This window comes from Nocardioides sp. W7 (genome assembly GCF_022919075.1).
Lineage (GTDB): Bacteria > Actinomycetota > Actinomycetes > Propionibacteriales > Nocardioidaceae > Nocardioides.
Window position 1 is genome coordinate 5,163,603 of the sequence record NZ_CP095078.1, and the last position, 21,515, is coordinate 5,185,117.

Here is a 21,515-nt window from a genome sequence, read left to right on the forward strand (position 1 = left end):
CGTTCGGCCATGGCCATCGCCCGCACTCCGAGCATCGTGTTCGACTGCCCCGATCCCCTGGCCCTCGCCACCTTCTACGGCGCCCTGCTCGACTGGCCGGTCGAGCCGGCCGACGGCTGGATCGACCTCCGCGGTGAGGGCCAGTGCCTGTCCTTCCAGCAGGTCGACGACTACCGGCCGCCGACCTGGCCCAGCCAGGACGTGCCGCAGCAGCTGCACCTCGACGTGGTCGTCGACGACCTCGACGCCGCCGAGCCCCAGGTGCTCGCCCTCGGCGCCACCCTGGCCGAGCACCAGCCCGGCACCACCTTCCGGGTCTTCCTGGACCCCGCCGGCCATCCGTTCTGTCTCTGCCTGAGCTGAGCCGGCCCGCATCACTCGATCGTCGAGACGGCCGAGCCGGTGGCGGCGACCCTGCCCCCGGCGGGCGAACCGGGGAAGCTCAGCGGCAGGTCGAGCGGGGCGCTGAGCTCGACCTGAACCGTGTCGCCGTCAGCGACGGCGACCTGGGCGACCAGACCGGGATAGCTGCGGTAGGCACCGACCGAGCCGAGGTACTCCTCGACCGCCCGCTGCGCGTCGGCCTGGGTCAGCGCGAGCCGCTGCTCGGGCACGCCCCCGGTGTAGACGTCCACCCCGGTCGCACCGAGATCCGCGCCATGGAGCGCGGCACCGTCGGCGAGCGTGTCGAGGCCGGAGCGCTGGAGGTACGCCGCGGAGGCATCGACCACCAGCACGATCGCCATCGCGATCACGGTCGCGAAACCGATCACCAGCAGCGTGACCTGACCGGACTCGTCACGACGGCTGGGACGGCTCATCGGGCGATCTCCTGGTACTGCCCGATCGGCACGGCGTGCGTCGCGTCCAGCGCGAACGACGGCCGCCCGCCGCCGAGCACATCGGGGATCAGCAGGTCGACGCTCGACTCGATCTGGACCGTGATCACCGAGGTGCCGCTGTGACAGTCCTGGGGGTACGGCGTGCAGGTCACCGTCACCTGCAAGGGCGCGTCGTCCGGCAGTCCCTGGTCGGCCAGCGCCTGCCGGGCCGCGGCGGTCGCTCGCTCCCGGCCCTGGCCGTCGTCCGGTGCGAGCGCGTAGGCCCGGCCCGCCGCCCGGGCGGCCGAGGTGACGGCGTACGCCCCGGACTGCACCTCGAAGACCGAGAGCACGATCCACAGCAACGGCACCATCAGCAGGATCCCGACCCACACCAGCTCGATGACGGCGCTGCCCGCATCGTCGCGGCGCCGACCCGGCCGGCTCACCGCTGTTCCTCCACCGCGTGCCCGGTCACCTCGAGCGCGACGCCCGGGCCGCCGAGCCCCAGCGCCGGGACCCTCGCGCGAACCGTCACCGCCACCATGGGCTGGCCGCCGACGCTCGTCCGGGTCACCGAGATGTCCTGGGCGAACCGCCCCGCGACCGCATCGTCGACCTGCTCCCGGGTGACCGCCTCCCCCGCGGCCGGCCCGTGGTCGGCTGTCGCGGCGTACCGCGCCCCCTCCGCCGCCGCGGCCGCCAGGGTGTTGCGCACGTGCAGCACCAGGGCGACCTGGACGACGCCCAGGACGAACGGCACCAGCACGAGCAGCACCAGGACGAAGTCGACGACGGCGGACCCGTCGTCGAGCCGGCGTCGGCAGGTCATCTCACCGAGCTGAGGGCTTCGGTCAACAACCCGGAGAGCTGCTCGCGGGCCACGCCACCGATCACGACGACGATTCCTGCCGTCATCACGGCCACCATCACCCAGCCGGGCACGTCGCCGCGGTCGTCGCGCCGGCGTGCGCCTGCGACGAGGGTCGCGTGCAGCCGCAGGAGGAGCAGCAGGAGTCTGGACATGAGGGTTCCGTTCCGTGAGGGGTCAGGGGGCGGTGAGCGAGAGGCCGAGGACGCCGGGCCAGAAGGCGAAGAGGATGGTCACCGGCAGCACCAGGAAGACGACGGGCATCATCATCAGGACCTCCTTGCGGGCGGCGATCTCGATCAGCTCGCGGCGGCCCGCCTCGCGGACGTCGGCCGCCTGGGCGTGCAGTACGTCGGCGAGCGGGGTGCCGCGCTCGACGGCGACCGAGATGCCCTGGGCGAAGCGGGCGACCAGGGGCAGTCCGGTGCGGGTGGCGAGCTCGTCGAAGGCGGTCGTGACGGGCTCGCCGGTGCGGACCGCGGCGAGCACGCGGGCGAGGTCGTCGGAGAGCTCGCCACCGCTGCGGCGGACGACCCGATCGAGTGCGGCCACCGGCCCCTCACCCGCGGCGACCGCGAGGGCGAGCAGCTCGGCGATCGTCGGGAACTCCGCGAGGATGCGCCGCTCCCGTGCCTTGACCTGGCCGGACAGGTGGGTGTCGCGGCCGAGCACCCCGAGCACGAACCCGATCGCGCAGAGCACCAGCCCGAACACCACTCCACCGGGGTCGGTCAGCGCCTTGGCCAACGCGTAGGCGGCGGCCACCGCGAAACCGGCCACGCCCCACTGCACCTGCTCGATCCGGAACTCGTGCACCGTCTTGTCGAGGCCGGCGCGCTCGAGGCGGCGGCGTACGGAGGTCGCGCCGCCCAGCACCCGCTCGACCAGGTCGGCTGCCGAGCGCAGCACCGGCCCGAATACGCCGACGGCGGCCGGGGTCGAGGCGGACACCCGGCCTCCGACCCGCTCGAGCTGGGGCAGGTCCCGCACGAACGGCAGGACCCGCACGGCGATGGGGGTACGGCGCAGGGCCACGACCCGGCTCCCGACCAGCACCAACGCGGCGCCGAACAGCCCGCCCAGCACAGCGCCCCACACGGCGAGGGTCATGACAGGATCCGCCGCTCGACGGGGAGCCGGCCCAGCCGCATCATCAGCCAGTAGGCGGCGACACAGGTGCCGGCGCCGACGCCGAGCACGAGGACCCCCGTGGTGGAGTTGTAGCGGCCGATCACGTCGGGCTGGGAGGACATGGTCAGCAGCACCAGCCACGGCGCGGCGACCGCGAGCCGGGCTCCGTTGACGGTCCAGGCCTGGCGGGACTCCAGCTCCGATCGGGTCCGCGCCTCGTCGCGAAGGTAGCCCGAGAGGCTGCGCAGCAGCCGGCCCAGCTCGCCGCCCCCGACCTCCCGCGCGATCCGGAGGCCCTCCACGACCCGGTCACCGACCGGGTCGGCCAACCGAGCCTTGAGCCGGTCGAGGCTGTCGCCGAACCGGCCCGTCACCTGGTAGTCGAGCGCGAACTGCGCGAACGGCTCCTGCAGCGCCTCGGGGCCGCGGGTGCCGAGGGCCGACAGCGCGTCGGGCAGCGACATCCCGGCCCGGACGGCGGAGGCCAGGTTGTCCACGGCCTCGGGCCAGACCTCGGCGAGCTCGCGCTGACGCCGGCGCGCCCGCCCGGACACGATCGCGACCGGCAGGTAGCCGCCCAGGATGGCGAAGACCACCGCGACCGGTGGGGTGCGCGCGATCACCTGGACCGCCAGCCCGCAGACCAGCGCGCAGGTGAGGCAGAGCAGCACGAACCCGGTCGGCGAGACGTTGCCGAGGCCGGCCCGCGCCAGGAGCTCGGAGGTGCGCTGGCCCGACCGTTCCCCCGACTCCTCACCCGCGCGCCGGGGCCGGCGCGGGACGAAGAATGCCGACCAGACGAGCATCAGTCCGACGCCGACCCCCAGCCCGACCAGCGCCCCCATCAGCCGGCGTCCTCGCTCAGCAGTCGGTGCACGTCGATGCCGGCCCGTTCGAAGGACTCCACCCGCGGCGGCATCCCGCGGGTGCGGCGCAGCTCGCCGCCGCGGCGCTCGAAGATCGGCTCGGTCTCGATGATGTCGTTCTCGACCCGCCCGGGCACGCCCACGATCTCGTTGACGCGGCGTACGCCGTGCTGGTCGACGCCGAGGTGGACCACGAGGTCCACGGAAGCGGCGACGGTCGGCACCACGAATCGCGCCGAGATGTTCTCGCCGGCCAGCAGCGGCAGGGTGCACATCTTCACCAACGCCTCGCGGGCGCTGTTGGCGTGGAGCGTGCACATGCCCGGGAGCCCGGAGTTGAGCGCGAGCAGCAGGTCGAGGCACTCCTCGGCGCGCACCTCCCCCACGATCACTCGACTGGGCCGCATCCGCAGGCTCTCCTTGACGAGGTCGCGCAGCCGGATCTCTCCGGTGCCCTCGAGCCCCGCCTGCCGGGTCTGCATCGGCACCCAGTCGGGATGGGGGAAGCGCAGCTCGAAGACCTCCTCGGCGCTCACCACCCGCTCCCCGCCCGGGATCGCGGCGGCCAGGCAGTTGAGCAGCGTGGTCTTGCCCGCCTGCGTGCCGCCTGCGACGAGGATGTTGAGCCCCGCGCGCACGGACGCGTCGAGGAACGATGCGGCCCGGGCGCTCAGGCTCCCGAGCTCGACCAGGTCACCCACCCGGGTCGCCCTCAGGACGAACTTCCGGATGTTGACCGCCGAGAAGCCGCGACTGATCCCCTGCAGCACCACGTGCAGCCGGTGGCCGTCGGGAAGCATCGCGTCCACGAAGGGCTGCGAGAGATCGATCCGCCGGCCGCTGGACTTCAGCATCCGCTCGACGAGCTCGTCGACCTGGTCCTGGGTCAGCATCAGGTTGGTCAGCTCGTGGCGACCGTTGCGGGCCACGAAGACCCGCGACGGGTCGTTGATCCAGACCTCCTCCACCGACGGGTCGTCGAGGAACGCCTGCAACGGGCCGTAGCCCGCCACCCGCGCAACCAGCTCGCCCACCATCGCGCCCGGGTCGGCCACCGGCACCACCTGGCCGGTGAGGCTGCGCTCGTCGTGCTCGCGCACCACCGACTCCGCGATCCGACGGACCAGCTGGGTGTCGCGCTGCGGGTCGACCCCCTCGCGGCGCACCTGCTCCCGGACGTGCTGGTCGAGCAGGTCGACCACCAGGCCCTGACCATGCGGTGGGGTGGCGTGGATCATCGCCATGACGGCTCCTCGAACCCGGGAACGGGAGTGCTGCCACGAAGCTAGGTCCCAGCGGTCTACCCCGACCGGTGGCGATCGAATCTGTGGAGAACGTAAAGACCCGCCTGACGACGGAAAAGGCCCCCGGCGGGTGCCGAGGGCCTTCCGTCGTGCGGGTGGGGCTACCGCTTCCGGACGATCGTCACGGTCCGCTTGGTGACGGCGGTGCCGCCCTCAGTGGTGAACGTGACCCGGACGGGGGCGGAGATCCGCCCCTTCCGGACCAGCAGCTTGCGGTAGGCGCCCTTGGCGGCGACCCGGACCTTGACGGTGCCGGGACCGCTCGCCTTGACGCGGATGGCCGCGATCCGGCCACCGGCGAGGCGGATCGTGCCGGCGTCGCTGACCTTGACGTTCAGGACCACGACGCCCTTCCTCGTGTCGCGCTTGGCGATCGAGACCGCCACCGTCGGCTTCGTCGGCGCCGGGGTCACGACCACCGGCTCCTTCGCCACCGAGATCTTCAGCGGCGCCGAGGTCGTCTGCGTGCCCGACGAGTCGGTGACGACCGTCGTGAGGCTGACGCTCCTGCCGGCGTACGCCTTGCTCGGCGTCCAGCGGAAGAGGTACGGCGCCGTGTCGGCGTCCGCGACCGGCTCGCCGTCGACCAGCAGCGTCGCCTTGCGCACCGCGAAGTCGTCGGACGCCCGGGCCAGCGGCCTGACCGTCGCCCCGACAGCAACCTCGGAACCCGCGAACGGGTCGACGAGCGCGGCCGTCGGAGCCGCGTCCGCGACCACGCCGTACGACGTCGGGATCCCGACGGGGGCGTTGGTGGCCCGCGAGGCGACCGTGATCGAGCCGGAGCCCGAGATCGCCTCGGTGTTGGCGTCCGGGTCGGCCGGCCCACCGGTGACCGGCGCAGCCGGACCGAAGTAGCTCGACGAGACGACGAACGGGGCGTCGGTGCGGACCGCCGTGTTGTCGGCGTTCGCGTTGTACGCCGCCCAGCCGTTGCCGGTGAGGACGTTGCCGGAGGCAGTCAGCGGCACGGCACCCTCGGTGCGGGCGTCGGTGAGCAGGATGCCGTACGACTTCGTCGGGTCGGGCCGGAAGTAGTTGCCGGTGATCCGGCTGGACTTCACGAAACCGTCCGCGCCGCTGGTGAACGTGACGCCGGTCTGCGGGTAGAGGCTGTTCGCCCTGCCCTTGACGACCGTGCCGCTCACGTAGCCGTGCTGCTCGACGCCGGTGCGGACCACGTTCTTCGGCCCGCCGTCGACGCCCTTGGCGCCGTCGATCAGGATCCCGCCGCTCTGGTAGCCGGTGACGACGCTGTCGGCGACGGTCAGCTCGGTCTCGACGGTGCCGGTGCCGGCACCCTCGACGACCCCGGTCTTCACGATGCCCCAGCCGTGCGGGTGCTCGGCCAGCTCGTCGGCCGTGGTGGCGGCCTTCATCGGGCCCACCACGCTCTGCGAGACCCGCCCGGCCGCGCCGAAGTAGGCGATGCCGGCCTCGGCCCAGGTGTCGCCGGCCGTGACCGTCACGCCGGAGATGTCCACGAACAGCTCGTTGGTGTCGGTCGAGCCCAGCGACTGCCGGGACACGGTGATGACGTTGCCGCCGCCGTCACGCAGGTAGGGCTTGAGGCCCGCCAGCGAGTCGACCGACTGGTCCGGCTTGATGGTGACCTTGTCGGCGCCCGCGCCCTTGATCTTCAGGGGCTTGGTGATCGTCAGGCCGTTCGTCGCCGAGGTCGAGACCGGGTTGCCCGCTCCGGAGACCGGGGTCGACGACTCCTCGTAGACGCCCTCGCAGACCACGATGGTGTCCCACGGGGAGGCGAAGTCGACGGCCTGCTGGATCGAGGTGAAGTTCGCCGTCGGGCACTGTGCCTTGTCGTCGTCGACCACCCAGGAGGTGTTCGCGAACGGGTCGGCGACGTTGTCGTTCAGCTTCACGTTGCCCGGGGTGTTGTCGTACGCCGCCATCACGTCCGCCGGGTCGGGACCCGAGCTGACCGGGCCGGAGCCGGCGCCCTGGTCGAGGGCGGTGCCGTCGGAGAGGACGAGCGGAGCGTCGACGCCCTCCTGGAAGCGGACGTCGGCCAGCTGGATGGAGCCGGAGGCCGGCGTGCCGGCCACGCCGAAGCGCAGCTCCACCTTGTCCACCGAGGTCAGGTCCACGCCCTGGGCCGCGAACTCGCTGAGCGGGACGCGGATCTGGTCGAGGACGATGTGCGTGTTCGCCGTGTTGGTGCCGGTCGACATGTGCAGGGCGTTGCCCCAGCGCTCGTCGCCCGCCTTGACGGTGGCCTCGCGGCCCGAGGTGTCGCTCAGCGCGATCACGAAGTCCTGCGTCGTGCTCGCCGGGTCGTACGACGTCGGCTTCTCGTTCGGCCAGCACGGGAGGAGGTTGGTGCAGTCGCCCTCCACCGGAGCCTGAGCCGACGCGGGGACGCGCTTGTTGTCGCCGCGGTCGTTGGCCCCCGGGTTCCGGGGGTCGAAGAAGTTGACGTCCGCGCCCATGCTGAGTGCCTTGAGGCCGCTCACGTCGGCCGAGGCCGCCGGGATGTCCGCGGTCAGTCGCGCACTCTCGCTCTTCTCCCACGCCAGCGCCAGCTGACGGCCGTAGGAGTGGTTGATCGGCGAGTTCTCGCGGGTGCCGTTCTGGCCACCCAGGTCCGCCTTGCCCGGCAGCGGGCAGGCCTTGGCCGCGGTCGGCTGCGTGCCCTTGCCGAGCTGCGCCGGGGCGAAGTCGTCGGGCTCGGGGTTGCACCAGTCGTAGCCGCCGGCGGTCGTCTTGGGCTTCGGCGAGACACCGTTGCCGTCGACGTACGGGTTCGCGAAGCCGCTGCCGCTCAGGGTGCCGCCGAGGGCGTTGAGACCCAGCGGGTTCTGGACCTCGGGACGGATCACGTCGACCCGCTCGGAGGCGGACGGGAAGTAGCTCGTGGAGACGTACTCCTCGCAGCCGATCCGCTTGCCGGCCGGGTTCAGCGGGCCGGTCGGGCAGGCCGAGGCAGGGATCTGCAGGTGCGACTCGGTGTTCGACAGCTCACCGGTCATGTACGGCTCGAACGCGCCCTCGCCGCCGACGTACCGGCGGAAGAAGGCGGCCATCGTCGCGAGGCCGATCTTCTCCTGGTCGCCCATCCGCGCCGGGTCACCGGAGATCTTGGTGTTGACCAGCGGGTTGTAGGTGTCGGAGTTGTCGATCTTGTAGTTCAGCGCCGGGTCGGTGTAGCTCGCCGCGCCGCTGAGCCGCAGGTTGTTCGGGTGCACGTTGTTCGTGGCGAACGGCGCCGAGTTGCCACAGGCCGCGTCGTTGTTGCCCTGGCCGTCGGCGCCGCCGTCGGCGTACCAGACCGTGTTGTACCAGTTGTGGATCGCGCCCAGCTGCGAGGACTGGATGCGCGGGAACGGGTCGTTGCCGGCGAGGTACTGGCCGCGCTCGTAGGTGCGCGCGCCCTGCAGGTTCGAGACGTCACCGTCGCAGAACGGCAGGATCGACATGTACGGCACGCCGTACGGCGCCTTGCGCTCGTAGTCGGTCTGCGCCAGCGAGATCACGCCGCGCAGGGGGTAGCGCGGGCCGTCGGTGCGGATCCGGTTGTAGTCGATGAAGTTGGTGACCGCGTCGCCGCCGCGGGAGTGGCCCATCAGGCCGATCCGGGTCAGGTCGAGGTTGCCGGCGAGAGTGTCGCCGACGTTGACGTGCTCGCCGTCGACCAGGGTGCCGGCGTCGGCGGCGCTGAGGGCGTCCAGGGTGGCCGCGATGAGCAGGCGCCGCTGGTGCATGCCCTTCCCCTTGTTGTTGTCCTGGCGCATCATCAGCTGGTCCTGGGAGACCGAGAAGGTCGTGTAGCCCCAGGTCGCCAGGTTCTCGCTGAGGTAGGCGTAGCCGGCCTCGTTGCGCTTGAACTGGGTGCACGAGGCGGTCGCCGAGTTCTGCCCGGCGTCGCACGAGCCGTGGTTTCCGTGCACCAGGACGAGAACCGGCGACTTCTCGGTGCGCTGAGTGAAGTCCGGGTAGTACAGCTGGCCGCGGATCTCGAGGTCCTCGGCGGCGGCGGCAGAGCCCGGCGTGGGCGCACCCCCCGCGGAGCTCGGCTCCTGCAGGGCGACGGTGCCGAGCTTGGCCTCCTGGATCACCTTCGGCGTGTAGTCGCCGCGGTCCATCGGGTCGGGCAGCACGAGCTCGTCGGCCGCGCTCTGGATCTGGGGTTCTGCTGCTGCTGCCTGCGTCGGGGCATATCCCGGTAGCGCCAGTCCCGCGAAGAGCGGGACCAGGGCCAACGTGCGCCAGCGCGTGGAGGCGGTCACCTTCACGACTTCTCCTGTTCTAGTCCGGGTCCGGTAGTCGGACGCCGGGCTAGACCGTAAAGACATGTGATCAACCGCCTGCGTCACTCGCGTTAACGAGAGTGACCACAGACCCTTGATTCGTTTCAGAGGCATTTCGTACGGCGCGTCGCGCGCCCGTCGGGTGGCCCGGATCACGCATGGTCCCCCGTCGCGCCCGTGGCGGCGGCGGCTGGCGGATGATGACCACCGTGCCCGACCAGCGACCCGCCGAGATCGTCCCGACCGAGCGACCCGGCGCCTTCGTGCTGCGGATGGACGGCCACGACCAGTCCCACGTCGACCTCGACGACCCGGCGCGCCTCGACTTCGACTACGTACGCCGCATCGGCGACGTCCTCGACACCTGGGGCGAGCCGGGCGCGCCGGTGCGGGTGCTGCACGTGGGCGGGGCCGCGATGACCCTGCCGCGGTACGTCGCCCACACCCGGCCGCGCTCCGCGCAGATCGTGCTGGAGCCGGCCGCCGAGGTGACCGAGCTGGTCCGCCGCGAGCTGCCGCTCCCCCGGCAGAGCGGGATCAAGGTGCGGCCGGTCGACGGCCGGTCGGGCCTCGACGCGGTCCGCGACGACTCGGTCGACCTGCTGGTGGTCGACGCCTTCGCCGAGGGCCGGGTGCCGGGCTCCCTGGTCACGGTCGAGTGCGCGGCGTCGTACTCCCGGGTGCTCGAGGCGGACGGCCTGCTGCTGCTCAACCTCACCGACCGGGCGCCGTTCGCCTGGACCCGCCGGGTCGTCGCCGCGGTCCGCACCGTCCTGCCGGCGCTGATGCTGAGCGCCGAGCCGGCGACCCTGCGGGGCCGCCGGCCGGGCAACCTGCTGCTGGTCGCCGGGCGAAGCGCCGTCCCCGTGGCGGCGCTGCGCGGCCGGGCGACCAGCAGCCCCGCGCCGTACCGCGTCCTGGACGGCGCGCAGGTGAGTGACACCGTCGGCGGCGGCCGTGCGTTCACCGATGCCGACGCGGAGCGGTCACCGGCCCAGGAATGACCTCTTGACCGCGGCGAGCAGCGGGTTGCTGCCGTCGGGGAGGCCGCCGTAGTTGAGCACCCAGAGGATGGTGCCGCCCAGGCCGGTCTCGCGGGCGTACTTGCCCTTGGCCGCGATCGAGCGCTCGTCCTCGAAGGACAGGAAGCCCGCCGGGTTTCGAGCCGGATCGGACGCCGGCACGTAGCCGCCGTACAGGTCCGGCTCGTCGAGATAGCTGATGTACGACGACTTCGCCGCCTCGTCCCAGCCGAGCCTCCCGTGGTCGAGGTAGCCCATCTCCTTCAGCTCCGAGTAGGCCAGGGCGACGTCGTTGGTCTCGTAGATCTCGTTGGCCGGCCGCTCGAGCTCCGGGTCCGCCCAGGTGGGCTGGCGCGGGCCGGTGATGAGCGGGCCGAAGTAGATCCCGTAGAAGCCGATCCCCATGCCGAGCCGCGAACGCGGGACGCCGGTGCGGACGTAGGCCTCGATGCTGCTGTGGATGCTGATCGGCGTGCCGTTCTCCCGGCTGGCGCCGTCCAGGGCACCGGAGAACCACGAGCTCCAGCCGTCCTTGTTCCAGGTGGTGCCGATGCCGTACGACATCAGGTTGAACTGGTCGACCCGGTTCGCGACGTCGGCCTGCCACTGCTTCGCCTTGTCGCCGGGCTCGAGCCAGTTGAGGTTCAGGGCGTAGCCGGGGAAGGTGATGATCCCGGGGTCCGTGGCGTAGCGCGGTCGGGTCGCCATCTCGGCCCGGATCTCCAGCAGCAGGGCCAGCAGCCGGCGGACCGCCTCGTCCTCGGTGATATCGATGCCGCACTCCCAGGCCAGGCCGCCGAAGCAGTTCTCCCAGTCGACGTCGACGCCGTCGTAGTCGTGCTCCACGAGGTAGTCGACGAGGTTCCGCACGAAGTCGGCCCGGACGTCGTCGGCACTGGAGGCCACGAAGCCCATGCCGGCCTCGGCGTCGCCGCCGAGCATCAGCAGCGCCTCGGTGCCGTGCCGGTGCGCCTCGTCGACCATCCACTCCTCGACGCTGTCCGGCTTGTACGGCGACCACGGGCTGGGCTCGTGGAAGGTCTGCCCACCCGCTTCCACGATGTCGCCCGGCTCCCCGCCGAAGACGTCACCGCCCCCGGGGGTGACCCGGCCCAGGACCAGGTGGGTCATCGCGTCGAAGTCGACGTCGGTCGGGCCGTAGTGCCCCTCCCAGAACCAGCCGGCGTAGTAGCCGGTGACCCACGGTGTCCGCCCCGCGGCCCGCTGCACCTCGACGGTGGCGGTCGTGGAGGTGGTGGCGGTCGCGCCGCGCCAGGCGTCGGTGACCGCGCGGTACGACGTCGTCGCAGCCGGCTCGACGGTGAACGCCACCCCGCCTCGGGCGTCCTGGACGCCGCTGCCCGCCGCCGTCCACGCACCGCCGGCGATCCGCGCCTCCAGCCGCACCGGGCGACCCGGGCGGGCCGGGGCGAAGTCGGCGCTCACCGGCAGCACGGTCTTCGGCTGCGTGGTGGCGGGGGCGGTGAGCGACCCGGTCTGTGCCGTCACCCGGACGACCCGCTTCGCCGAGCTCCAGCGACCCCGGGTCGCCTTGACCCGGTACGTCGTGGTGGCCTCGGGCGCGGTGATCGCGAAGACGTAGCGCCGCTTCCGGTCGGTGCGCCGCTGGGCGACCTTCACCCACCGCTTCCCGGACCGGCGCTGCAGCTGGACCGGGACGCGCTTGCGCGCCTTCCCGGCGATGCTGGTCGACTCTCCTTCGACCAGGACGGCGGAGGTGACCGCGCGGGTCGCCACCCCGTCGGCGCTCGCGGCGTCGGCGGTGCTCTCGGTGATGCTCTCGGTGGCGGTCGCGGCGCCCGGGGCCGGCGGCTGCGGGGCCGCGGTGCCGCTCGCGGTCGGGACGGTGGTCAACAGGCCGGCGCCGAGGGCGGTGGCGGCGATCAGGGCAGGCAGGGACGTCGTTCTCACCGGGTGATCATCGGCGGCCCCGCGACCCGGCCGTCAGGGCCGGATGTCCCGGCCCGCCGGGCACCTTCCCCCCACCCCCCAGCCGTCCGAGTCAGCACGAATGGTGGGCCGAGTCAGCACCAGTAGTGCCGACTCGGCAATGAGGGTGCAGGAGATGGCGGGTCAGTGACGGACGGGGCAGCCGGCGAGGCCGGGGGTGGGGAAGGTGCCGAGCTGCTCGACGTCGTGGCCGTCGGGGTAGCTGCGGATCCAGGAGATGTCCTCGATCAGCTTCGGCTCCCGGCGGGCCGGGAACGCACGCAGCAGCCGGCCGCGGGCCCGCAGGGCGGCCCGGCTCGCGCGCTGCACGAGGGCCGGAGGCGCGTCGTACCGGAAGGCCTCGCGGAGCGGGTCGTCCATCAGCGCCCGGGCGAACAGGCCGGCCGGACGCTGGGCGGGCTTGGCGTAGAAGGTCTGCATCAGCGCGAGCGTCGCGTCGGCGACCCGGCGGGCGCCGGCGTCGTAGGCGAAGTGCTCGGCCTCGTAGGAGTCCATCAGCTCGGCGAACTCGGCGAACGTCTCCGGGATGTCCGGGATGTTCATGTGCCTGCCCAGCTGTCGGTAGTAGTTGACCGAGGCCCGCTCCTCGACCGGCGTCAGCGGCCGCTTGCCGTAGTCGTCGAGCCAGCGCTTCGGCACCACCACGAAGGTCGACAGCACGTAGCGGAACTCGTGCTCGGGGATGTCGTAGGCGCGGTGCATCTGGTTGATCCGGCGGATCGCCGCACGCGCCTCGGGATGGTCGAAGCCGTAACGCGTCGGCGGCTCGAGGAGCAGCGCGGTGTCGTCGTACCGCTTCTGCACGTCGCCGGTGAACTGACCGGTCGCGTCGAGCAGCCGGCCGATGCCGGGCACGGCGTAGGTGCGGAAGAGCGCGAAGCTCAGCGCCTGGTTCAGGTCCCACGGGAACTCGTGGGCGACGACGTTGCGGTAGATCTCGACGTACGACGTCTCGGGGTCCAGCGCGTCGTTCACGCGCCGCCAGTGGTCACGCCTCATGCCGGCCAAAACTAGAGCACTCGCTCCATTCTGGCTAGAGTCGTCGCCGTGCGCACCCCCGTGCAGGCCCGCAGCGAGTCCTCCGCCGACCGGATGCTCGCGGCCACCCTGGACCTGCTCGCGGCCGGTGGTCTCGGGGCTGTCACCGTCGCCGCGGTGGCCAAGGCTGCGGGTGCCTCCAACGGCTCGCTCTACCACCGGTTCGGCGATCGCACCGGGCTGCTGCTCGCGGCCCAGGACGTCGCCCTCGGTGAGATCGAGAGCGCGACCGCCGCCGCGTTCGCCCGGGCGGACGCCGAGCCCGACGACGACCGGGCACTGGGCCTGCTGGCCGCGGCCGCGCTCGACATCTTCGCCGAGCACCGGGGCGCGATGCGGGCCTACCTGGTCGAGGGCCGGAACCAGTCGGCGTTCGAGGCCCGCAACGTGCGCTGCAGCCACCTGCTCGCCGGCACCGTGGTCGGCTGGCTGCGGAGCCGCTTCGGGACCGACCCGGCCGACGCGGAGGCGGCGTACCGGATCCTGTTCGCGCTCGGCGCCGCCCAGGCCCTCTTCGACGACGAGCAGGTCTCGCCCGGCCAGCTCCCCCGGGCGGCGTTCGCGGACGCGGTCGCCCGCGCGGTCGGCGCGCTCGCACGCTGACCCCGGATCAGGGTTGAGCGGTCAGTTCCACTGCTCCAGGCCGAGGAGCCAGCCCGATCCGATCACCAGCAGGAGCGCCCACCCGCCGGTGAGGCGCCACCGTCCGGGACGCGGGGCGGGAAGGAACGGCAGCGGGCCGGCCAGCAGGAGGTACGCCGCCAGGCCCACCGGACCGCTCCCCACGAGCCAGAACCACGCCCACCGGGTCGCCCGCCACGGCGGTGGCGAGCCCATCACTGACAGGAGCGTCGCGATGGCCAGCGCGGCCTGCGGCCACCAGACCCAGCCGGGCAGGTGCCAGCCGGCCATCTCGGTGGACCGCTCGTCGAAGGAGGCCTGCTGGATCTCGACGTCGGGATCGATCGCCTCCAGCCGGTCGGCGACGCTCCGGTCGAGCACTGCGCTGACCTCGTCGCGGGTGCCCGCCTCCTCCGCCCGGCTCCGCGGTCGTGCCTCTAGGACCTGCGTCGTGTCGCCGATCAGCCCGTCGCGCCAGGTCACCCGGACGGTCGCGAATCCCTGAGACCCCGGACCGAGGCCGCCGGCCACCCGGACCTCGTCGACCTCGCCGGCGGCCACGGCCCGCTCGAGGTCGTCGAAGGAGGTGGAGCGAGCACCGACGACCGGCACGACGGCGGCCAGAGCGACCCAGCCGAGGACGAGCGCGAGCCAGAGGCACCGCGCGGCCACGTGCCAGGGCGTCGGTCCGGACGACGCCTCGACGGGCACCGGCGCGGCGACGGTCGCGGTCATGCGCGCGAGCCTAGGGGGCCGTCAGCGCCGCGGCAGCAGAATCTCGATGCCGGCCGTCGGCTCGGAGCCGACCCAGCGTCCACCGAGCGCGGCACACACCGAGCGCGCGGCGCCGAACGGGTCCTGGTCGGACGTGGGCTGCTCGGACGCGGGCCGATCGAGCGTCACCGAGATCCGCAGGTGGCCGTCGGTGTCGCCCGCCAGCACCAGGCGGACCGCACCCGCGCTCGCGTCGAGCACCGCGGCGAGGACCAGGTCGAGCAGGTGCTCGACGGGGCCCGGGGTGTAGCCGTCGTCCAGCTCGCCCTGGACCGCGGCACTCAGGTCCCGGTCGACGAGGGCGAGCTCGTCGCCCCAGTGCTGGGCGACCTGGACCGCGAGGTCCCGCAGCGGGACCTGGGCACCCTCGACGAGACTGCCGCGCTGCAGCTCGACGAGCTCGCCGGCCACCTCGTCGACGTGCGCGATGCCGTCGAGGGCTCGGCGCAGGGTCGTTCGCACCTCGTCCGGCAGGTCGTCGCGCAGCAGTGTCTCCTCCAGCTCCAGGCGCAGCCCGGTCAGGGGTGAGCGCAGCGCGTGCGAGGTGTGCGCGGCGAACTCCTGCTCGCGGCGCAGCCGATCGCGCAGCTCGTCCGCGCTGGTGCTGAGCGACCGGGCGATCGCCGCGGCCTCCGGGATCCGGGTGCGGGGCAGGTCGAGGTCGAAGCGCCCCCGTCCGAGCGCACCGGCGGCGTCGGCGAGCCGTTGGAACGGAGCGGACAGCCGCCGCGCGACCAGCAGCCCCGCCAGGCCGGAGCCGACCAGCGCGAGCATCCCCAGCCCGGCCAGCGCCCACGGGTCGCCGACCACGAGGTTCCAGACCAGCCGGTCGTCCTCGGCGACCGTGACCGTGCCGCCGTCGACCGTGACGTTCGCGGTGACGTCGTCGCCCTCGGCGTCGTACGACGGTCCGCGGGCCTCGACCGGGTCGCCGGCGACCCCGGGGGTGTAGGCGATCCGAGCGCGGTCGTGGACCAGCTCCGAGAGGAACGCGGCGTCCACGGGCTCGCCCTCGCCCACCCGGGCGTCCACCACCCGGGCGACGAGCGTCGCCTCCTGGTGGAGCCGGTCGCTCTGCTGCTCGCGCAGCTCGTGACCGAGGGTGTAGCTGCGGATCACGCCGCCGGCGATCAGCAGGACAAGCGTGAAGAGAGCGAAAGAGGCAGCGAGCCGCTCACGCATCGGGCGCGCCCTCGAGGCGGAATCCCACACCTCGAACGGCTACGACCTTCTCGGACACCCCGACGCTCTCGAGCTTCTGCCGGAGTCGACCGATGGTCACGTCCAGCGTCTTCGTCGAGCCGTACCAGTTCTCGTCCCAGACGTCCGACATCAGCCGGCCGCGCGAGACCACCTTGTCGCGGTTGGACGCGAGGATGGTGAGGACGTCGAACTCCTTGCCCGTCAGGGGCACCTCGTCGTCACCGGCGTAGACCCGCCGGGCGGCCACGTCGATGCGGAGCCCGCCCTCGGGGACGTCGTCGTGGCCGAAGCCGCCACCCGGAGAGGTACGACGCAGCAGCGCCCGCACCCGCGCCTGCAGCTCGGCCAGACCGAACGGCTTGGACAGGTAGTCGTCGGCGCCGTAGTCGAGCCCGACCACCCGGTCGAGCTCGCCGGCGCGTGCGGTGACGATCATGATCGCGCCACCGAAGCCCGCCTCGCGGGCCCGTTTGCAGACCTCGAGCCCGTCCATGTCGGGCAGCCCGAGGTCGAGGATGACGACGTCGGCCGGGGCCTTCTCCAGGTCGTCGAGGGCCTTCTGTCCGGAGTCGACCCAGACCACCGCGTAGCCCTCGCGCTCGAGGGTGCGGACCAAGGGGAACGCGATGTCCTCCTCGTCCTCGACGACGAGCACTCTCGGGGCCATGCGTGCAGCATAGAGCGATCCGGTTCCGGACTCGGTCAGTACCCGCGACACGGACCGGGTGCAGGTGACGATCGGTCCGGCCGGCAGTCCCCCCAGAACCGCCGGACGGACCGTCGTCCCCCGTTTCAGCCGTTCCGCGCTCCCCCCGGGGCGGACCGGCCAGCTTGGTGTGGCTACGACCTCCCGGTCAGCCAGGTGTACGACGCCTCGGCGCGCTGTGTGCCCGCCGGCACGAACTCGGCATCGTCGGGCAGCGAGACCGTGAACGAGAACGTCGCGCTCCCCCCTGCCGGCAGCAGCCCGACGTCCTGGGCGAAGTCGCCCATCTCGCCGAACCGACCGTCGTACAGCTCGTCGCCGTCGCGGTCGATGACGACCTGGAGCTCGCCGTCGGCGAAGGTCGCGGGGCCGCCCTGCTCGGTGAAGGTCATCCGGCTCTCGGCGTCGGTGGTGTTCTCGATGGTCACGGTCCGGGTCACGGAGTCACCCGGCTCGAGAGCGGTCACGACCAGCACCGCCCCACCGGACTCGTCGCCGACCAGCCGGACCCCGTCCGGGGCAGCGCTCGCGCCGCTGCTGAGGACGCCGGTCGCGACGGCCAGCACGCCGGCCCCCAGGACCGAGGCCACGGACAGCAGCAGCTTGCGGTTCAGCGTGATCTTCATGGTCGGTCCCCCGTCCTGTGAACGTGTCTCTCGGTGATGACAGGAACGTTACGGAGACGCGCTTCACGCAGCGTGCACGCCGACTACACGCAGCTGCCACGGTTCGGTAACAGGCACGTGAGGCGGGTCTCAGGCCGTCGTCGGACCGTCGTCGGACCCGTTCCGAGAGCGGGGTCGGGCGGGTTCTCAGGCGAACAGGTCACCGTGCTCGGCGATCCGCGCGAGCACCTCGTCGAAGGTCAGCTGTTCGAGGCCGAGCGGGTCCTCGGCCCCCTCGGCGACCTCGTCCCAGGAGACGGGGGCGGCGACGTACGGACGGTCCTTGCCGCGCAGCGAGTACGGCGAGATGGTCGTCTTCGAGCCCGCGTTCTGCGACCAGTCGAGGAAGACCTTGCCGCCCCGCTTGGCCTTGGTCATGGTGGCCGTGACCTGGCTCGGGTCGGCCTTCTGCAGCTCCTCGGCGACCTCCTTGGCCAGCGCGGTCGAGTCGTCGGACGGCAGCCGCTTCGGGAGATCGGCGTACAGGTGCAGGCCCTTGCTGCCGCTCAGCACCGGGCGGCAGTCGAGATCGCGCTCGGCCAGTCGCTCGCGCACCAGCAGCGCGACCTGGCAGCACTCGTGCAGGCCGGCCGGCTCGCCCGGATCGAGGTCGATCACGAGCCGGTCGGCGTTGCGGGGCCGGCCGTTGCGACCGACGCTCCACTGGTGGACGTGCAGCTCGAGCGCGGCCAGGTTGACCAGCCAGGTGAGGGTGGCGAGGTCGTCGACGATCGGGAAGACCAGCTCGGTCTCGCCCTTGCCGGACCGGCTGCCGGTGCTGGGCACCTTCACGGTGCGCACCCACGACGGCGTGCCGGGCGGAGCGTTCTTCTCGAAGAAGCTGCCGTCCGCGACGCCGTGCGGCCAGCGGATCCGGGTGACGGCCCGGTCCCGCAGGTGCGGCAGCAGGGTCGGCGCGACCTGCGCGTAGTAGTGCAGCACCTCGCCCTTGGTGGTGCCGGTGCGCGGGTAGAGCACCTTGTCCAAGTTGCTGAGCCTCAGGGTGCGGCCGTCGACGTCGACGTGCACCTCGGTGCCGGCCATCAGCGCCCGATCGCGATCACGGGGTCGCGGTCGGGATCCAGCCGGGCCATCAGCCGGCTCAGCACCGAGCGCGGGGCGCTGACGCAGCCGGCGGTGGCCCCCCGGCCGTTCACGTGCAGGAAGATCCCGGACCCTCGGTGGCGGACCTGGCGCCAGTTGTACTCGACGACGATCGAGTACTCGTACTGCTTGCCGTAGTCGGTCAGCCGCTCGGAGGCGTTGTCGTCGCTGCTCGGCAGCCACCAGCGGAAGCCGCCCCGGCGCTGGTTGCGGAAGCGGTTGTAGAAGTCCGAGGCGTTGTCCTGCACCCAGAAGTCGCCGGCGCGGGTCATCCGGTACGGCAGCGCCCAGTCGGCGTCTCGCCGGTGGGTGCCGAACGCCGAGCGCAGGTCGTAGCTGCCGAGCGGGGTGGTGCCGGTGCCCTGCTTGCGCTGGGTGCCGGCCACCAGGCCGCCGTACCCGATCCGGGCGTCGGTGGTCCGGAACCGCTCCACCCAGCGCCTCTGGCGCTGCACCCAGAAGACCAGGCGGGCGTGGTGGCCCGCAGTCCGGTTGACGGTGACGACCTGGCGGGTCCGCGGTCCGAGTCGCACCGGCACGCCGTCGAGGGTCACCGTCCGGGCGCGATACGACGCCGCGGGGTCGGCGGCGTACGCCGGAGCGGATGCCGATGCCGGGGCGGGCGTCGCGGGCAGCAGCACAGTGAGCAGCAGGATCGGCAGCAGGACTCTCTTCATGCGAGCAGGTCCTCCGGGGTCAGGTCGCTGCGGACCCCCTGGAACGAGGGCTGTCGCAGCCGGGTGTACCCACGCCCGTGGGTGTCGATGTCCACGACCAGCACCGGCTCCAGCCAGTGCGTGCCCCGGGCGTCCACCGCCGGCACCTCGTCGTCGAACGGGCTCGCGGTCCGGCCGAGCCCGGCGACCAGCTCGCCCAGCGCCTTGCCCTGCCTGGGCCCGATCCCGCTGCCGACCCGGCCACGGTAGGCCAGCCCGTCGGGCGTCGGCTCCCCCACCAGCAGCGCCGCGAGCCGGTCGGTGGTGCCCGCCTGGGGGCGCCAGCCGCCGACGACGTACGACAGCCGGTGCCGGTGCGCCAGCTTCTGCCAGTGCGGGGTGCGCTCGCCGGGCCGGTAGCGCGAGGTCCGGCGCTTGCTGACGACGCCCTCGAGGTCCTGGGCCAGGGTGGCGTCGAAGAGCATCGCGCCGTCGTCGTACGACACGGGCACCTGCCAGCCGGTCAGCTCCAACCCTGTCAGCCGCTCCCGGCGCTCCTCGAGCGGGAGCCCGGTGAGATCGGCCCCGTCGAGGCGCAGCAGGTCGAAGACCATGTACGTCGCCGGGACCGCCTCGGCCAGTCGGGCGGCCGTCGTCGCCTTCCGCACGTGCATCCGCTCCTGGAGGGTGCGGAAGTCGGGCCGGCCCCGCTCGTTGAGCGCGATGATCTCGCCGTCGACGAGCAGGTCCCGCTCGCCCAGCGGGCTGGTGGCGAGGTCCGGCCAGGCGGTGGTGATGGCGTTCTCGTTGCGGCTGGTCATCCGCAGCTCGCCGCCCGAGACCTCGGTGAGCGCCCGGACGCCGTCCCACTTCACCTCGTGCGACCACTCCGCTCCGGGCGGCACGCGAGTCCCCGGGGTGGCGAGCATGGGACGCATGCGGACATCATGCCCGTCGCGGACTCCCTCGCCGTCGTACGGCGACGGCGCGCCCATGCGCCCGTTGTTCCTCGCTCCTGTCGCTTGCCCCGGGACGGGCTTCGCGACGCTTCTTCAGCGAGCTATCTCGGCGTGCGGCTCAGATCCATCGACTGAGCCATCTCGACCAGAACATCGATCGAGACATCCTTCTCGGAGAGAAGGAGGATCCCGGTATCGCCATTCACGATCGCCACCACATGGCGAGTTGCCGCGTCTTCGGCAGGGGCGATGTAGGTGAGACGACCGTTGACGGTCTCCACACGACCGCCATCCTCCTTGATGCGAAGCTCCCACTTGGTCGAGGCGTCGACCTTGCTCCAGCCGGGTGCGAAGGAGACCTGGACACCGTTGCTGTACATCAAGACGCCGTCCTCCCCGCATGACCACGCGCCGGTCAGCTCGCCAACTCGCGGCGCGCTCACCTGCGCCTTCACCTGCGTCTGAAGCTCACTCGGACTCGCGGCTTCGACTGCCCCGGGGCAGCGCTCTCCCAGCTTTTCCACTACCTGAACGAAGTCGATTCCGGGCCCAAGTGGGGCGTGCCCGCGTAAGTCGGCTTGAGCGTTGGGGGTGCCCGAGCTCTGGTCGCTTTCCTCCGTTGTTCCCGCACTGAGGCCAGCGAAGACCGCAGCGGTGGCAGCTATTCCAGCAACCATCGCGATTCCCGCCCTTCGTCGGCGCCGAGTACCGGCACCTCGAGCAGAACGGTCGAGCCTGCTCTGCTCGCCGTGCGGGTCGTTACTACCTGCAGCGTCATCCAGGTAATTTCGGACTGACCGATCAAGATCGCTCATGACTGGACCTTCTTCGCAGTGGGCTGATACATAAGTTGGAATGATCAACTACGAGAGCTGAGCATGGCGCCGCAGTTCGCGCATCATTGTCGCTCGGACGGGCACCTTGACCATCTTTAAGGTAGGGCAATATTCGTCGCGGAGATCTCCCGGCATCACCGAATGGTCAAGCTCAGACCGTCTCGTGGCGCCAGTCTGTCGAGGGTCCTCGAGGAGGGTGAGGCTATCGAACTTCGGGTTTTCAAGAATCCCGTCGCAGCATGAGCAAGGCAGATCAAGCGGCCAAGTTCCAAGACGCCTACCCCGCGAATTGAATTGCCACATCCACCGAGACAGTCTCTTGTTGGGGACTCGCAACGCAGATCCCATCAATTTGGAACACTGCGGGTATTATTCGCATTCACTCGTAGATGGCGGTATCCAGGGTCGGAGTCATATCCGTTCATCGCATTGTCCCAGTTGGTCCAACCGTTGGCGTCATGATATTCGCTCAAGTCGTACCAGCGAGCTCCGCCATTGTCCGCCGACGCTCCGCGCTCCATCGCTGCGTACGACCGACCTTGGGCGAAGTCCAAGTCAACGAAACCTGGATTCATCGACGAATCGTTGAGCTCGGCTCCCCACTGCGTATCCGCGTTGATATCAGAAACTCTGAAGGTGTCAAATTGGCCCTCCGCGAGGACTCCAAGGACGTTGCACAGGTGTGAGCCATTCGCTCGC

The 21,515-nt window shown here is 71.7% G+C and carries 21 protein-coding genes; 3 read left to right on the plus strand and 18 right to left on the minus strand.

Annotated elements, in window-relative coordinates; translation table 11 throughout:
- Positions 1-9: 9 nt before the first annotated feature.
- On the plus strand, positions 10-363 hold the full coding sequence (locus MUB56_RS24165; protein WP_244929558.1) for a VOC family protein: 354 nt from the start codon (positions 10-12) through the stop codon (positions 361-363).
- A gap of 11 nt (positions 364-374) precedes the next feature.
- Here MUB56_RS24165 and MUB56_RS24170 read toward each other — a convergent pair whose 3' ends face one another.
- From MUB56_RS24170 to MUB56_RS24205, 8 genes are all read right to left on the minus strand, one after another.
- Positions 375-821, minus strand: a complete 447-nt coding sequence (locus MUB56_RS24170) for a pilus assembly protein TadG-related protein (protein WP_244929559.1) — start codon at positions 819-821, stop codon at positions 375-377.
- Entirely contained in the window at positions 818-1,270 is a 453-nt protein-coding gene (locus tag MUB56_RS24175; protein ID WP_244929560.1) for a hypothetical protein, read from the minus strand. Before MUB56_RS24175 ends, MUB56_RS24170 begins: the two co-directional genes overlap by 4 nt.
- A complete protein-coding gene (locus MUB56_RS24180) occupies positions 1,267-1,653 on the minus strand; it encodes a TadE/TadG family type IV pilus assembly protein (protein ID WP_244929561.1) in 387 nt (128 codons plus the stop codon). The genes MUB56_RS24175 and MUB56_RS24180 overlap by 4 nt, the downstream gene beginning before the upstream one ends.
- Positions 1,650-1,847: a hypothetical protein gene (locus MUB56_RS24185; protein WP_244929562.1), complete on the minus strand. Its 198-nt coding sequence runs from the start codon at positions 1,845-1,847 to the stop codon at positions 1,650-1,652. The genes MUB56_RS24180 and MUB56_RS24185 overlap by 4 nt, the downstream gene beginning before the upstream one ends.
- A 22-nt stretch (positions 1,848-1,869) precedes the next feature.
- Positions 1,870-2,802, minus strand: coding sequence for a type II secretion system F family protein (locus tag MUB56_RS24190; protein WP_244929563.1), 933 nt, complete (start codon positions 2,800-2,802; stop codon positions 1,870-1,872).
- Positions 2,799-3,668, minus strand: coding sequence for a type II secretion system F family protein (locus MUB56_RS24195; protein ID WP_244929564.1), 870 nt, complete (start codon positions 3,666-3,668; stop codon positions 2,799-2,801). The genes MUB56_RS24190 and MUB56_RS24195 overlap by 4 nt, the downstream gene beginning before the upstream one ends.
- Entirely contained in the window at positions 3,668-4,933 is a 1,266-nt protein-coding gene (locus tag MUB56_RS24200) for an ATPase, T2SS/T4P/T4SS family (RefSeq protein ID WP_244929565.1), read from the minus strand. Before MUB56_RS24200 ends, MUB56_RS24195 begins: the two co-directional genes overlap by 1 nt.
- A gap of 161 nt (positions 4,934-5,094) precedes the next feature.
- Positions 5,095-9,240 (minus strand): Ig-like domain-containing protein, encoded by a 4,146-nt coding sequence (locus MUB56_RS24205; protein ID WP_244929566.1) that lies wholly within the window; start codon positions 9,238-9,240, stop codon positions 5,095-5,097.
- A gap of 179 nt (positions 9,241-9,419) precedes the next feature.
- Between MUB56_RS24205 and MUB56_RS24210 the strand changes: the two genes are divergently transcribed.
- Positions 9,420-10,265 (plus strand): fused MFS/spermidine synthase, encoded by an 846-nt coding sequence (locus MUB56_RS24210; protein ID WP_244929567.1) that lies wholly within the window; start codon positions 9,420-9,422, stop codon positions 10,263-10,265.
- Here the strand turns inward: MUB56_RS24210 and MUB56_RS24215 are convergent.
- Positions 10,248-12,215, minus strand: coding sequence for a glycoside hydrolase family 18 protein (locus MUB56_RS24215; protein WP_244929568.1), 1,968 nt, complete (start codon positions 12,213-12,215; stop codon positions 10,248-10,250). The two genes, MUB56_RS24210 and MUB56_RS24215, sit on opposite strands and share 18 nt — an antisense overlap.
- A 162-nt stretch (positions 12,216-12,377) precedes the next feature.
- A complete protein-coding gene (locus MUB56_RS24220) occupies positions 12,378-13,253 on the minus strand; it encodes an oxygenase MpaB family protein (protein ID WP_244929569.1) in 876 nt (291 codons plus the stop codon).
- Between the two features lie 48 nt (positions 13,254-13,301).
- Between MUB56_RS24220 and MUB56_RS24225 the strand changes: the two genes are divergently transcribed.
- Entirely contained in the window at positions 13,302-13,895 is a 594-nt protein-coding gene (locus MUB56_RS24225) for a TetR family transcriptional regulator (RefSeq protein ID WP_244929570.1), read from the plus strand.
- Between the two features lie 21 nt (positions 13,896-13,916).
- On the opposite strand, the gene MUB56_RS24230 is transcribed toward MUB56_RS24225, so the two are convergent.
- From MUB56_RS24230 to MUB56_RS24265, 8 genes are all read right to left on the minus strand, one after another.
- Complete coding sequence (locus tag MUB56_RS24230) at positions 13,917-14,648, minus strand: hypothetical protein (RefSeq protein ID WP_244929571.1); 732 nt, start codon at positions 14,646-14,648, stop codon at positions 13,917-13,919.
- A 21-nt stretch (positions 14,649-14,669) separates the two neighbouring features.
- Positions 14,670-15,869: a histidine kinase dimerization/phospho-acceptor domain-containing protein gene (locus MUB56_RS24235; protein WP_244929572.1), complete on the minus strand. Its 1,200-nt coding sequence runs from the start codon at positions 15,867-15,869 to the stop codon at positions 14,670-14,672.
- Complete coding sequence (locus MUB56_RS24240) at positions 15,862-16,557, minus strand: response regulator transcription factor (RefSeq protein ID WP_244929573.1); 696 nt, start codon at positions 16,555-16,557, stop codon at positions 15,862-15,864. Before MUB56_RS24240 ends, MUB56_RS24235 begins: the two co-directional genes overlap by 8 nt.
- Positions 16,558-16,730: 173 nt before the next feature.
- The gene (locus MUB56_RS24245; RefSeq protein WP_244929574.1) at positions 16,731-17,222 is read right to left on the minus strand and encodes a hypothetical protein; all 492 of its coding nucleotides are present in this window, start codon (positions 17,220-17,222) and stop codon (positions 16,731-16,733) included.
- A gap of 186 nt (positions 17,223-17,408) precedes the next feature.
- The gene (ligD, locus tag MUB56_RS24250; protein ID WP_244929575.1) at positions 17,409-18,305 is read right to left on the minus strand and encodes a non-homologous end-joining DNA ligase; all 897 of its coding nucleotides are present in this window, start codon (positions 18,303-18,305) and stop codon (positions 17,409-17,411) included.
- A complete protein-coding gene (locus tag MUB56_RS24255; RefSeq protein WP_244929576.1) occupies positions 18,305-19,042 on the minus strand; it encodes a L,D-transpeptidase family protein in 738 nt (245 codons plus the stop codon). Before MUB56_RS24255 ends, ligD (MUB56_RS24250) begins: the two co-directional genes overlap by 1 nt.
- Positions 19,039-19,959, minus strand: a complete 921-nt coding sequence (gene ligD, locus MUB56_RS24260) for a non-homologous end-joining DNA ligase (protein ID WP_244929577.1) — start codon at positions 19,957-19,959, stop codon at positions 19,039-19,041. The genes MUB56_RS24255 and ligD (MUB56_RS24260) overlap by 4 nt, the downstream gene beginning before the upstream one ends.
- A gap of 122 nt (positions 19,960-20,081) precedes the next feature.
- Positions 20,082-20,795, minus strand: a complete 714-nt coding sequence (locus MUB56_RS24265; protein ID WP_244929578.1) for a hypothetical protein — start codon at positions 20,793-20,795, stop codon at positions 20,082-20,084.
- Between the last annotated feature and the right edge of the window lie 720 nt (positions 20,796-21,515).

Bases quoted from the DNA above. Each gene is read 5' to 3' on its own strand.
- MUB56_RS24210 (WP_244929567.1), top strand. From the start codon at position 9,420: ATGGTCCCCCGTCGCGCCCGTGGCGGCGGCGGCTGGCGGATGATGACC.
- ligD (WP_244929577.1), bottom strand. From the start codon at position 19,959: ATGCGTCCCATGCTCGCCACCCCGGGGACTCGCGTGCCGCCCGGAGCG.
- MUB56_RS24180 (WP_244929561.1), bottom strand. From the start codon at position 1,653: ATGACCTGCCGACGCCGGCTCGACGACGGGTCCGCCGTCGTCGACTTC.
- MUB56_RS24170 (WP_244929559.1), bottom strand. From the start codon at position 821: ATGAGCCGTCCCAGCCGTCGTGACGAGTCCGGTCAGGTCACGCTGCTG.
- MUB56_RS24190 (WP_244929563.1), bottom strand. From the start codon at position 2,802: ATGACCCTCGCCGTGTGGGGCGCTGTGCTGGGCGGGCTGTTCGGCGCC.
- MUB56_RS24185 (WP_244929562.1), bottom strand. From the start codon at position 1,847: ATGTCCAGACTCCTGCTGCTCCTCCTGCGGCTGCACGCGACCCTCGTC.
- MUB56_RS24220 (WP_244929569.1), bottom strand. From the start codon at position 13,253: ATGAGGCGTGACCACTGGCGGCGCGTGAACGACGCGCTGGACCCCGAG.
- MUB56_RS24230 (WP_244929571.1), bottom strand. From the start codon at position 14,648: ATGACCGCGACCGTCGCCGCGCCGGTGCCCGTCGAGGCGTCGTCCGGA.
- MUB56_RS24265 (WP_244929578.1), bottom strand. From the start codon at position 20,795: ATGAGCGATCTTGATCGGTCAGTCCGAAATTACCTGGATGACGCTGCA.
- MUB56_RS24195 (WP_244929564.1), bottom strand. From the start codon at position 3,668: ATGGGGGCGCTGGTCGGGCTGGGGGTCGGCGTCGGACTGATGCTCGTC.
- MUB56_RS24245 (WP_244929574.1), bottom strand. From the start codon at position 17,222: ATGAAGATCACGCTGAACCGCAAGCTGCTGCTGTCCGTGGCCTCGGTC.
- MUB56_RS24200 (WP_244929565.1), bottom strand. From the start codon at position 4,933: ATGGCGATGATCCACGCCACCCCACCGCATGGTCAGGGCCTGGTGGTC.
- MUB56_RS24165 (WP_244929558.1), top strand. From the start codon at position 10: ATGGCCATCGCCCGCACTCCGAGCATCGTGTTCGACTGCCCCGATCCC.
- MUB56_RS24255 (WP_244929576.1), bottom strand. From the start codon at position 19,042: ATGAAGAGAGTCCTGCTGCCGATCCTGCTGCTCACTGTGCTGCTGCCC.
- ligD (WP_244929575.1), bottom strand. From the start codon at position 18,305: ATGGCCGGCACCGAGGTGCACGTCGACGTCGACGGCCGCACCCTGAGG.
- MUB56_RS24235 (WP_244929572.1), bottom strand. From the start codon at position 15,869: ATGCGTGAGCGGCTCGCTGCCTCTTTCGCTCTCTTCACGCTTGTCCTG.
- MUB56_RS24240 (WP_244929573.1), bottom strand. From the start codon at position 16,557: ATGGCCCCGAGAGTGCTCGTCGTCGAGGACGAGGAGGACATCGCGTTC.